Origin of the sequence: Burkholderia sp. BCC1996, assembly GCF_905339955.1 — a bacterium.
In the GTDB taxonomy this organism is placed as follows: domain Bacteria; phylum Pseudomonadota; class Gammaproteobacteria; order Burkholderiales; family Burkholderiaceae; genus Burkholderia.
In genome coordinates, this window is record NZ_CAJPHM010000006.1 from 270,892 (window position 1) to 283,051 (window position 12,160).

Here is a 12,160-nt window from a genome sequence, read left to right on the forward strand (position 1 = left end):
ATGTCCGGCACGCTGGTACTCGTTTTCGCGATCGCATTGGCCGCCTCGTTCGGCCTCGACGCCGTCGCGGTGCCGCGTGCGCCGTTGCGCAGGCCGTTGCGTGCCGTGTTTCTGCATGGGTTGGCCGTGTCGTTCGTCGGAGCGTGCGTGCTGGTGGCCACGTCGCGGCCGGTGTTTTCCGCAGGCATCGCTGCCGCGCTGGTGGCGCTGCTGGCGGCCATCAGCAACGCGAAGTTCGAATCTCTGCGTGAGCCCTTCGTCTTTACCGATCTCAGCCTGTTCAGCCAGTTGTTTGCTCATCCGCGCCTCTATCTGCCGTTTCTGAGCGTTGGCAAGGTGGTCGCGATTGCAGCCGGCGTCGTGCTGCTCGTTGCAGGTTGCCTGCTCGACCATGCGGATGCGCCGCCGCGAACGATCGCCGCCGCCGTCGCGCTAGCCTGTTTGCTGATTGCCGCGCGCGTGGCGGCGCGCTTGCCGTTGACACTCGATGCGACGGTGGACCAGCAGCGGTACGGTTTTTTCGCGGTGTTCGTCGCGTATCTGCTCAATGGTCTGCGTCCCGCGACACTGAAGACGTTCGATGCCGCGGCAGCTACGAGCCAGTACGTGACCGGCTCGCCGCCGCGCGGGCCGGACGTCATCGTGATTCAGAGCGAGTCGTTCTTCGATATCCGGCGCGCGACGTCGGCGGTCGCACCATCGCTGATGGCGGGGTTCGACCGTGCACGCCGCGAAGCGGTCGCGCACGGCACGCTGGTCGTTCCCGCATGGGGCGCGAATACGATGCGCACGGAATTCGCCGTCCTCACCGGAATACCGCACGAACGACTCGGCTATGCGCGCTTCTATCCCTACGCATTTCTACGCAAGATGTGCCCGTCGCTTGCGGGGTGGTTCAGGCGCGGCGGCTACAGGACGATCGCGATGCACCCGTACCACGCGGATTTCTTCGGGCGCGATCGCGTGTTTCCGCTGATGCACTTCGATGCATTCATGGACATCCGCGGCTTCGACGGTCGTCCGCGCGCCGGGCAGTATGTTGCGGACGCGGCCGTCGCCGATGCGATCATCGATGTGCTGGACGCACCGCGCGAGCATCCCGCGTTCATCTTCGCGATGACGATGGAGAATCACGGGCCGCTGCATCTCGAAGCCGTGGCCACGGGCGAAGCCGCCCGCTACCATGCGCTCGGCGAAGACGACGCGTGGCACGACCTGACTGCCTACTTGCGTCACCTGGATAACGCGAACCGGATGATCGAGCGACTGCTCGACCATCTGAGGCGAAGCGACCGCGAGACGATCGTCTGCTTCTACGGCGATCACGTACCGGCGTTGCGGCGCGTATTCGACAAGCTCGGTGTCCTGCCCGATCGCAGCGATTATTTCGTCTGGAAGAACGACGCGAGCGCCGATGCCCGCGGACAGGATATTCGCGCAGAAGAATTGGGCCGACTGCTGATGTCGGCCATCACCTATTCGAACGAGCCGCGCGCGTGTGATCGCGATGCGCTGGCCAAAGCAGAAAGAGCATGAACAAGCAAATAGCGATCATCGGGATGGCGTGCCGGTTCCCCGGTAGCGTCGAGAGTCCCGGCGACTTCTGGCAACTCCTGTGCAGCGAACGCGATGCCGTGACCGCCATCCCACCGGACCGTTTCGGTACGGCGTTCTACCAGCACCCGTCGAAGCGCGAGCCGGGAAAGAGCTACACGTTCGCCGCGGGCGTCGTCGATGACGTCGCGGGCTTCGACGCCGAATTCTTCGGCATCTCGCCGCGCGAGGCCGCGCAAATGGATCCGCAGCAGCGGCTGCTGCTCGAACTCGCGTGGGAGGCGTTCGAGGACGCCGGCGTGCGTCCGGCTGCGATGCGCGGCCGCGACTGCGGCGTGTTCGTCGGTGTGGCGGGCATGGATTACGGCAACCGCAATATGGACGACATGAACACGATCGATCCGTATTCGGCAACCGGCAACACGCTCAGCATTGCGTCGAACCGCGTGTCCTACCTGTTCGACCTGCGCGGCCCGAGCATGTCGGTCGACACCGCATGCTCGTCTTCGCTCGTCGCGCTCCATCAGGCGGTCCGGGCGCTGCAGTCGGGCGAGACCGCGATGGCGCTGGCCGGCGGCGTGAACCTGCTGCTGCACCCGTTCGGATTCGTCAGTTTCTCGAAGGCGTCGATGCTGTCGCCGCGCGGCCGCTGCCGTGCGTTCGACGCGACCGGCGACGGCTACGTGCGTGCCGAGGGCGGTGCGTTCGTGCTGCTCAAGCCGCTCGATCAGGCGCTGGCCGACGGCGATACGATCCACGCGGTCATCGCCGGATCGGGCGTGAATTCGGATGGCCATTCGCATGGCGGCATCAACGTGCCGGCCGCGGCGACGCAGGCGGACCTGCTGCGCGCCGTGTATCGGCGCGCTGGTATCGATCCGCGCACGCTCGCGTATCTCGAGGCACACGGAACGGGCACGGCGGTCGGCGATCCGATCGAGGCGCGTGCGTTGATCGATGCGGTGTCGGGCGGCCGGCCCGAATCCGATCCGCTGCTGATCGGTTCGGTCAAGACCAATATCGGGCACCTCGAAACGGCATCGGGAATGGCGGGCCTGCTGAAGGCGGTGCTGTGCCTGAAGCATCGTGCGGTGCCGCGCTCGCTGCATTTCGATACGCCGAATCCCGGCATCGATTTCGACGGCGGCCGCTTGCGCGTGGTCGATCGGTTCACGCCGCTCGAGCGCGGCGAAGCCCCGCTGACGATCGGCATCAACTCGTTCGGCTTTGGCGGCACGAATGCGCACGTCGTCATCACCGAAGCAGCGGCACCCGCGCCCACCGCACAGGCGGCGGCAAGGATCGATGCACCGTTGCCGCCGCTCGTCCTCACCGCACGTTCACCGGCTGCGCTGGCGGCCGTCGCTGCGCGCTATCTCGCACGTCTGCAGTCGGGTGCCGACTGGGCCGCACTCGCGGCTGCCGCCGCACGGCGTCGCCAGTGGCTCGAGCATCGCGCGGTCATCGCGCCGGCAGATCGGGCCGAAGGGCTGGCCGCGCTCGCCGCACTTGCCGAGCCGTCGGCGCGCGGGCTGCCGGCGTGCGCGGTGCAGGGGCAGGCCGTCGAAGGCGACGCGCCGGTCGCGTTCGTTTATGCGGGCAACGGCAGTCAATGGGCCGGGATGGGCAAGCGGCTTTATGGCGAGGACGCCGTGTTTCGCGCGGCACTCGACGAAGTCGATGCGCTCTGGCGTGCAGACGGCAACGCGTCGCTCGTCGAAGTCATGTGCGAAGGTGTCGACTCCGCATGGCTTGCCGCGACCGAGAACGCGCAGCCGCTGTTGTTCGCGATGCAGGTCGGCATCACGCGTGTGCTGACCGCGCGCGGCATCCGCTTCGACGCGGCAGTCGGCCACAGTGTCGGCGAGATCGCCGCGGCCTGGGCGTCGGGCGCACTCACGCTCGCTGAAGCCGTGCGCGTGATCCGGATCCGCAGCGGGGCACAGGGTCTCACTCGTGGCGCAGGCAGGATGGCGGCGGCCGGCATCGGCGAAGCCGCGGCGCGCGACTGGATCGCGCGTCTCGAACTCGGCGCCGCCATCGAAATTGCCGGCACCAACAGCCCCGAGTCAGTGACGCTCGCCGGTTCGCAAGCTGCGCTGGAAGCAATCGGCGCGGCGCTTGCGGACGCGGGCCATTTCTACCAGATGCTCGACCTCGATTACGCGTTCCACAGCAGCCGCATGGACGCGATCGAGCCGGTCGTGCGCGACGGGCTGGCCGATCTCGCGCCGCGCGAGACGCATACGCGATTCGTGTCGACGGTGACCGGCGACACGCTGTCGGGCACTGCGCTCGACGCGGGCTACTGGTGGCGCAACATTCGCGAGCCGGTGCGTTTCGGCGACGCAATTTCCCGCCTGGCCGACGATCGCGTGCGCGTGTTCGTCGAGATCGCGCCGCACTCGATCCTGCGCACCTACGTGAAGCAGACGCTTGCGGCGCGCGTTGCGCCTGGCGTCGTCGTGCCGACGCTCAAGCGCCAGCACGATAGCGCGGAGATGCTCGCCCATTCGATCCTGTCGGCGGTTGCGCAAGGCGCGCGCGTCGATCTCGACCGCTTCGTGCCCGACGCGCCGCACGCCGCGCTGCCGACCTATCCGTGGCAGCGTGAGCGTTACTGGCTGGTGCCGAGCGTCGAGGGTTACGGGCTCGTGAACCGCCGCGTCGATCATCCGCTGCTCGGCTATCGCCTGCACGAGCATGCGTTCGCCTGGGAGAACCAGCTCGATCCACAGCGCGTGGCGATGCTCGCCGATCACGTCGTCGACGGTGGCGTCGCGTTCCCCGGTGCCGGTTATGTCGAAATGGCGCTCGCGGCGGCGCGCACGTTCTTCGGGACGCCGGATGTGGCCATCGAGAACGTCGAGATCCGCATGCCGGTCGTGTTCCAGCCGCAGCACGCAAAGTTGTTCCGGTTCGCGATCGACGTGCGCACCGCGTCGTTTACGATCGAGACGCGCGACCGGATGACGGACGGCCCGTGGAACCTGAACGTGACGGGGCGCCTGCTCGAAAGCGGCAATACGCTCGATGCGGACAGCATGCCGGAGGCGTCCGTGATCGCCCGGCTGCAATCGCGTCCGGTGCTATCCGGTGACGCGCTGTATGCGGGCACGGCGGCGATCGGCCTCAGCTACGGCCCGGCGTTCCGCTGGGTGCGGTCGCTGTGCGTGTCCGGCGACGACGCGCTTGCCGAGATCGAGGTGCCGACGGTCCTGGCCGACGCGTGTGCGCGGTCGGACTATCTGCTGCATCCCGCGCTGATGGACAGCGGTTTCCATCCGCTGTTCGCGGTGCTGGGGCAGGCCGGCGCCGCACCGGAGGATGCGCATGCGGCATTTGTTCCGGTCCAGATCGGCCGCGTCGATTTCCTGAGCGGCGAATCGATTCGTCGCGTGCTGGCGCGCATTCACCGCCGCAGCCCGCATTCGATCGTCGCATCGTTCGAATTTATCGATGCCGACGGCAGGGTCGTCGCGCGCCTTGCCGCGTGCCGCTTCCGTCGCGTCGATCTGGCCGGGCGCCGTCACGGTGCGCCGGCGCGATTTGCCTACGTGCTCGAAGCGCGGCCGCTGCCGGACGGTTACACGGCCGCCGCTCTGCCACAGCCGGGCGTGCTCGTCGAGCGTGCGAACGCGCATGTCGCGGCGCGCGAAGACCGCGCGCGCCGCACGCAGCATCTGACCGAAATGCTGCCGCTGCTCGACGTGCTCGCCGGTCTGCATGCGCTCGACGCGCTGGATGCGCTTGGCGTCTTCGCCCGGCCGGCGCTGCCGATGGGCACGCACCCGCAACAGGTCGCGCGACTGGCGGAGATCGTCGTCGAAGACGGGCTGGCCCGTTTCGACGGCGATCGTCTGGTTCGCGATGACGAAGCCTGCGCGGCGATGCCCGCGCGTGACGCGCTGTGGCGCGACGTGCTGGCGGCATCGCCGGCCCATGTCGCCGAACTGACGTTGCTGGCGCACGTCGGCGCGGCGTTGCCGCGCGTGCTGAGCGACGCGTCGCCGGCGGGTGCGGTGCTCTCGTCGACCGGGCGCAGCCTGGTCGAACAGTTTTTCGATGCGTCGCCGACGTGGGCGCATGCACGCGCGCTGCTCGCCGCCTGCGTGACGCAGGCGATCGCGGCGTGGCCGGATGCACGGCGCTTGCGTGTGCTGGAGATCGGCACCGCGAACGGCGACGTGCTGCAGCCGCTCGACGTGAACGTGCCGGCCGGCCGCTGCGAGTACGTGCTCGCAGGCACGCAGCAGCAGCTCGCCGGATTCGACGCGGAAGCGCATGCGCACGTGCGCACGCTGACGATTGCGACCGACGCACCGCTGTTCGCGCAATGTTGCGATACGACGCCGTTCGACGTCGTGATCGTCAACCGGATGCTGGGCGATCACCCGGATCCGCTCGCCGCGCTGACGGCGATCACCGAACGGCTCGCACCGGGCGGGCTCGTCGTCGTCGCCGAGGCGCGACGCAGCCGGTTCTCCGACATCGTGTTCGGCACGGCCGGTGGCGAAGTTGCCGCCGGCACTTACGGCGCGCTGGCGCCCGCCGCGATCGAGTCGATGTGCGAACGCGCCGGACTGGTCGACGTGGTGCGCGATACCGAACAAGGCCTCGATCTCGAGGGCATGCCGACGTTTGTCGTCGCGCGCAAGCCGGTTGCCGACGAGCAAACGGCCGGCGCATCGCGGGACGAGGATCGTATGCGGTGCATGGCGGAGCGTGATGGCGCGCACTGGCTGATCGTTCAGGAGAATGACGATGCGTTCGGCATCGCCCTGGCGGGCGAACTCGAGCGACTGGGTTGCCGCGTCGAGTCGGCAGCAGTGCGCGACGCCGCTGGATGGTCGGCGCGTCAGCCGGCCGAGCATCCGGCGCATGTCGTGTTCGTGGCGCCGCTTGCATCGCTCGACACGGCCGACGGTGCGGCCGTGATGCGCGCGCAGCACGGCGGCGCACTCGCGCTGGCGTCGCTCGTGCGCGATCTCGAGGCAGCCGGCGCGACGGCGCGCGGTCGGCTGTGCGTCGTGACGCGCGGCGGTGCGCCGTTTGCTGCCGGTACGTCGTCACATCCCGAACATGGAACGTTATGGGGCCTCGGCCGCGTGATGGCGAACGAGTATCCGACGCTGGCGATCCGTTTGATTGACGTCGATCAGGCCGTCGAACAACCGGCGCTGCAGCTTGTGATGGTGCTGCTCGGCGACGATGGCGAAGAGGAAGTGCTGCTGGCCCCGCAGGGCCGCTACGTGCCGCGCATGCTGCCGGCTGCGCAGGCGGCCGAGCGCGACAACGCGCTGCCGCCTGCATCGGACCACCCGGGAGCACGGCTCGCATTCGACATGCCGGGTTCGTTGCGCAACCTCGAATGGTTCGCGATGCCAGCACACGATCTCGCCGCCGGCGAGGTCGAGATCGAACCGATGGCGACCGGGCTCAATTTCCGCGACGTGATGTATGCGATGGGGCTGCTGTCCGACGAGGCCGTCGAGACGGGCTTCGCGGGCGCGACGATCGGCATGGAGATGTCGGGGCGCGTGGTCCGGATCGGCCCGGGCGTTGACGGTTTCGTACCGGGCGACGCCGTGCTCGGTTTCGCGCCGGCATCGTTCGCGACACGCGTGGTCACGCGCGCAACCGCGATTGCACGCAAGCCCGACACGATGTCGTTCGAGGAGGCCGCCACGGTCCCGACGACATTCTTCACCGCGTACTACGCATTGTGCGAACTGGCGCGGCTGCGACGCGGCGAGCGCGTGCTCGTGCACGGCGGTGCGGGCGGAGTCGGCATCGCGGCGATCCAGATCGCGCGACATCTTGGCGCGGAAGTCTTCGCGACCGCCGGCAGCGACGAGAAGCGCGAGTTCATTCGCCTGCTTGGCGTCGACCGCGTGTTCGATTCGCGCAGCCTCGCGTTCGCCGACGAGATCCTCGCGCGCACGCACGGCGAAGGCGTCGACATCGTGCTCAATTCGCTCGCCGGCGAAGCGATGGTGCGCAGCATCGATACGCTGCGTCCATTCGGCCGTTTCCTCGAACTCGGCAAGCGTGACTTCTACGAGAACAGCCAGATCGGCCTGCGGCCGTTCCGCAATAACATCAGCTATTTCGGCATCGACGCCGATCAGCTGATGGGCGTGCTGCCGTCGCTGACGACGCGACTGTTCGAGGAAGTGATGGACCTGTTCTCGGGCGGCGTGCTGCATCCGCTGCCGTACCGCGCGTTCCCGGCCGCGCGTGCGGAGGAAGCGTTCCGCTACATGCAGCAGGCGCGCCAGATCGGCAAGGTGCTGGTCACCTATCCGTCGGGCACGCCGGTACCGACGCGCGGCGTCGCGGTGCCGACCCTGCGGCTCGACCCGCAGGCGGCGTACCTGATCGTCGGGGGCACCGGCGGGCTGGGTTTCGCGACCGCGCGCTGGATGATCGAGCGCGGCGCACGGCACCTGACACTCGCGAGTCGCGGCGGCGCACTGGGCGCCGCGATGCAGGCCGAAGCCGATCGCTGGCGCGACGCGCTCGGCGCGCACGTGTCGGTCGCACGATGCGACGTGACCGACAGCGCGGCGCTGGAAACCCTCATCGAAGAGATCGAGCGTCGCGGGACGCCGCTCAAGGGTGTGCTGCATTCGGCGATGCAGATCGACGACGGTCTGCTGCGCAACGTCGATGACGCGCGCTTTGCGGCCGTGCTCGAACCGAAGGTGGCCGGTGCATGGAACCTGCATCGCGCGACGCGGCGATGTGCGCTCGATTTCTTCGTCGTGTACTCGTCAGCGACGACCTATCTCGGCAATCCGGGGCAGGGTGCATATGTGGCCGCCAACGGCTTCCTCGAGGCGCTGGTCGCACATCGTCTCGCGGCGGGGCTGCCGGCGATGTTCATGGCATGGGGGCCGATCGAGGACGTCGGTTTCCTCGCGCGCAACGCCGACACGCGCGAGGCGTTGCAGTCGCGGATCGGCGGTGCGTCGATCACGTCGGACGAGGCGATGGGCGCGCTCGAACGCGCGCTTGTGCAAGGGGGCGCCGGCGAAGCGGTCGTGCGTCTCGACTGGGGCGCCATCTCGCGCGGCATGCCGGCCGCGCACGCGCGCCGTTACGCGGCGTTGCAAACGGGTGGGGCGGCCGAGGCGTCGAGCGAGGATCGCGTGTTGCTGGAGCAATTGCGAACGTTGTCGGCGGCCGAGGCCGTCGCGCTCGTCGAGTCGGCGCTGCGCGGCCAGATCGCGCGGATTCTGCACATGTCGCCGGAGCGCGTCGATGCCGGCCGGTCGGTGCTGGATCTCGGGATGGACTCGCTGATGGGCATGGAGCTCGGCATGGCCGTCGAGGAGACCTTCGGCGTCAAGCTGTCGATCATGGCGATCGCGGAAGGCGCGACGGTGCATACGCTGGCCGAGCGCATCGTCGAGTTGCTCGATGCGCAGGGCGGCAACGAGAACGTCGCGGCAGCGGACGAGCTGGCGGAAGTGCTGGTCGCGCGGCACGCGTTGGGTGACGAAGCGCGGGCCGAGCTCGAGCGGGGTTCAAATTGAACGAATCGAGAGGCGCAGACGGGTCGGTCGACGCGGAGACCGCTCAAGTCAAGCTGCCATCGGGTTGGCAGCCGAGCGCGGGAACGCTGGCGCGGCCACTCGCGTTGTCGGGCCACGGTCTGCATACCGGTCGGCGCGTGCAGGTGCGGATTCACCCGGTCACGCCGGCGGACGGCCGGCACGGGATCGTGTTTCGGCGGATGCGCAACGGACGCGAACTCGGTGTACTCGAAGTCGATCCCGCCCTGCGTCGCGCTCAACCGCTTTGCACGATGCTGCGCAACGCCGACGGGGTTGGCGTGCGCACGATCGAGCATCTGCTCGCGTCGCTGCTCGCATGCGAGATCGATCACGCGATCGTCGAACTCGATGCGGAGGAAGTGCCGATTCTCGATGGCAGCGCCGCGCCATGGGTCGACGCGATCCGCGCATGCGGCCGTCTCGCGCTCGATGCGCCGAAGCGCTTCATCCGTGTGCTGCGGCCCGTCGTAGTCGCGGACGGCGCAGGCGATCAGCGACGCGAAATGCGGATCGAGCCGGCCGCGCGCTACGAGCTGAGCGTGCGGAACGACTTGCGCGGCTTCGGCGACATGCACTGGGATGGCGTGCTGACGCCGGATGCGTTTGCGACCGAAATCGCACCGTCGCGCTCGTACGGGCGTGTGAAATGGGCCGTGCCGGCGATCATCGCCGGCTATGTGCGCGGCGTGCCGATCCTGCGCGGCGCTCGGCCGTCATGTACGGCGTCGATCGTCGGCAATCGCGTGCTCGGCGGAATGCGGCTGCCGGAGGAGTTCGTCCGGCATCGGGTGCTCGACCTGGTCGGCGATCTCGCGCTGGCCGGGGCACCGCTGCTTGCGCGCGTGAGCGCGGTGCGGCCGAGCCACGAAATGAATTTCCGGCTGATCGATGCGCTGCTCGCCGACCGCGATGCCTGGCGGTGGGCCGAGTTCGCCGACGCCTGAATCGGCGCCTGTTGAAACGACAAGCGACACCTCATACCTCGTAACGGATTCGCGGCAAACCGCGAACGAAGCAATGGCACTCGGAGAAACTCTTCGCCAGCAACTGGCGGCGAAAGCCCTGAAACGGCAGCTGGAGCGCGCGACGGAAGCCGTCGCGGCGCCCGGTGTGCCCGCTGCACCGGCGGCACAGGCCGCGTCGGCGCGCAGCCGTTTCGAATCGATGCCGCAGTATCAGCAGGTCAGGATCATGCGCGAGATGGGCGAGAAGCTGCGCGTCGACTCGCCGTTCTTCCGCGTGCATGACGGCATCGCCGGCGCGACCACGCAAATCGGCGGTCGCGAATACGTGAACTTCGCGAACTACAACTATCTCGGTCTCGCCGGCGATCCGGCCGTATCCGAGCGGGCGAAGGCCGCGATCGATCGCTATGGCACGTCGGCGTCCGCGAGCCGGATGGTCGCGGGCGAGCGTCCGGTGCAGCGCGACCTCGAGCGCGCGCTGGCTGCGTTCTACGAGACTGACGATTGCGTCGCGTTCGTGAGCGGCCACGCGACCAACGTGACCGTGATCGGTGCGCTGTTCGGCCCCGGCGACCTGATCGTCCACGACGCGCTCGCGCACAACAGCATCGTGCAGGGCGCGCAGCTGAGCGGCGCGAAGCGGTTGAGCTTCGCGCACAACGACTGGCAGGCGCTCGACGCACTGCTGTCGCGCGTGCGGCGCGAATACCGGCACGTGCTGATCGCGATCGAAGGGCTGTACAGCATGGATGGCGATTTTCCGGACCTGCAGCGTTTCGTCGACGTGAAGACGCGCCACGGCGCGTTCCTGCTGGTCGACGAAGCGCATTCGCTCGGCGTGCTCGGTGCGACGGGCAAGGGCATCCGCGAGCATTGCGCGGTCGCGCCCGACCAGGTCGACATGTGGATGGGCACGATGAGCAAGACGCTGGCCGGTTGCGGTGGTTTCATCGCCGGCTGCCAGCCGCTCGTGGACATGCTGCGCCATCTGGCGCCGGGCTTTCTCTACAGCGTCGGACTCGCGCCGACGCTCGCAGAAGCGTCGCTGGCCGCGCTCGAACGCCTGCAGGCCGAACCGCAGCGGGTGGCGCAATTGCAGGCACGCGGCCGGCAGTTCCTGACCGAGGCGCGCGCCGCGGGGCTCGACACCGGCACGAGCGCCGGCTATGCGGTCGTGCCGGTGATCACCGGCAGTTCGCTGAAAGCCGCGCAGTGGGCCAACGCGATGTTCGACGAAGGGATCAACGTGCAGCCGATCTTCTATCCGGCCGTCGAGGAGAAGGCCGCGCGCCTGCGTTTCTTCATCTGCTCGACGCACGCGCCGGCGCAGATCAGCCGGACCGTCGCCGTGCTGGCCCGCCTGGCGGGGCAGGCAACGTGATGTCCGCCGCGGCGCTCGCACCATCCTTCGACGCGCCGCATGCCGATGCGTCGACACCGTTTCGCGCCGCTTGCGCGGACGATGCGGCGGCATGCGCGCCGCTCGTGTTCGCATCCGGTGTCGGCGAATTCGGCTTCTTCCTCGGTGAAAGCGACGCGCGCTGCATTGCGTTCCTGCAACAGGCGTTCCGCTCGCGTCACGGCCGGTTCTCATGGCGCCGGCATCGGGTCGCGGTCGGCGCCGACGGCACGGTGCATGCCGTGATGGCCATCCATGACGGGCGCCGGACGATGTTCGACGACCTTCACGTCGTGTGGGCCCTGGCGCGCTTTTTCGGCGTGCGCCGCGCGATCGGCCAGTTGCTGCGCGGGCTGGTGCTCGAAACGGAGATTCCGGCGCCGAAGCGTGCGCAGATCCTCATCGCGCATTGCGCGACGGACGAGCGGCGGCGCGGCACGGGCATCTTCACCGGACTGCTGCGCGACGCGCTCGAGACCGGTGCGTTGCCGGACGACGGCAGCCGCGACATCGTGCTCGACGTGCTGACCCGGAATGTGCGTGCCCGTGAACTGTACGAGCGGCTCGGTTTTGCCGTGCTGACGCGGTCACGTCAGCGCTCGCGCCGGCTGCCCGCCGAACTCGATTCGGTCCGCATGCGGCTCACGCGCCGCGGCTGACGGTGCACCCGCCGTCGCGGC

General features: G+C 68.6%; 5 protein-coding genes. All 5 read left to right on the forward strand.

The genetic code is table 11. From position 1 onward, the window contains the following. The 5 genes from U4Z64_RS11215 (at position 1) to U4Z64_RS11235 (ending at position 12,139) form a co-directional block, all read left to right on the forward strand. Positions 1 to 1,536, forward strand: coding sequence for an LTA synthase family protein (locus U4Z64_RS11215; protein ID WP_321819969.1), 1,536 nt, complete (start codon positions 1 to 3; stop codon positions 1,534 to 1,536). Then, a complete protein-coding gene (locus tag U4Z64_RS11220; protein WP_321819970.1) occupies positions 1,533 to 9,095 on the forward strand; it encodes an SDR family NAD(P)-dependent oxidoreductase in 7,563 nt (2,520 codons plus the stop codon). The genes U4Z64_RS11215 and U4Z64_RS11220 overlap by 4 nt, the downstream gene beginning before the upstream one ends. After that, a complete protein-coding gene (locus tag U4Z64_RS11225) occupies positions 9,092 to 10,060 on the forward strand; it encodes a UDP-3-O-acyl N-acetylglycosamine deacetylase (RefSeq protein WP_321819971.1) in 969 nt (322 codons plus the stop codon). The genes U4Z64_RS11220 and U4Z64_RS11225 overlap by 4 nt, the downstream gene beginning before the upstream one ends. Positions 10,061 to 10,133: 73 nt before the next feature. After that, positions 10,134 to 11,462: an aminotransferase class I/II-fold pyridoxal phosphate-dependent enzyme gene (locus tag U4Z64_RS11230; protein ID WP_321819972.1), complete on the forward strand. Its 1,329-nt coding sequence runs from the start codon at positions 10,134 to 10,136 to the stop codon at positions 11,460 to 11,462. Next, positions 11,462 to 12,139 carry a GNAT family N-acetyltransferase gene (locus U4Z64_RS11235; RefSeq protein ID WP_321819973.1) on the forward strand — a complete coding sequence of 226 codons (678 nt, stop codon included), beginning with the start codon at positions 11,462 to 11,464 and terminating at the stop codon, positions 12,137 to 12,139. Before U4Z64_RS11230 ends, U4Z64_RS11235 begins: the two co-directional genes overlap by 1 nt. Positions 12,140 to 12,160: the final 21 nt, after the last annotated feature.

Coding starts and splice junctions, on each gene's coding strand:
- U4Z64_RS11220 (WP_321819970.1), top strand. CDS start 1,533: ATGAACAAGCAAATAGCGATCATCGGGATGGCGTGCCGGTTCCCCGGT.
- U4Z64_RS11230 (WP_321819972.1), top strand. CDS start 10,134: ATGGCACTCGGAGAAACTCTTCGCCAGCAACTGGCGGCGAAAGCCCTG.
- U4Z64_RS11235 (WP_321819973.1), top strand. CDS start 11,462: ATGTCCGCCGCGGCGCTCGCACCATCCTTCGACGCGCCGCATGCCGAT.
- U4Z64_RS11215 (WP_321819969.1), top strand. CDS start 1: ATGTCCGGCACGCTGGTACTCGTTTTCGCGATCGCATTGGCCGCCTCG.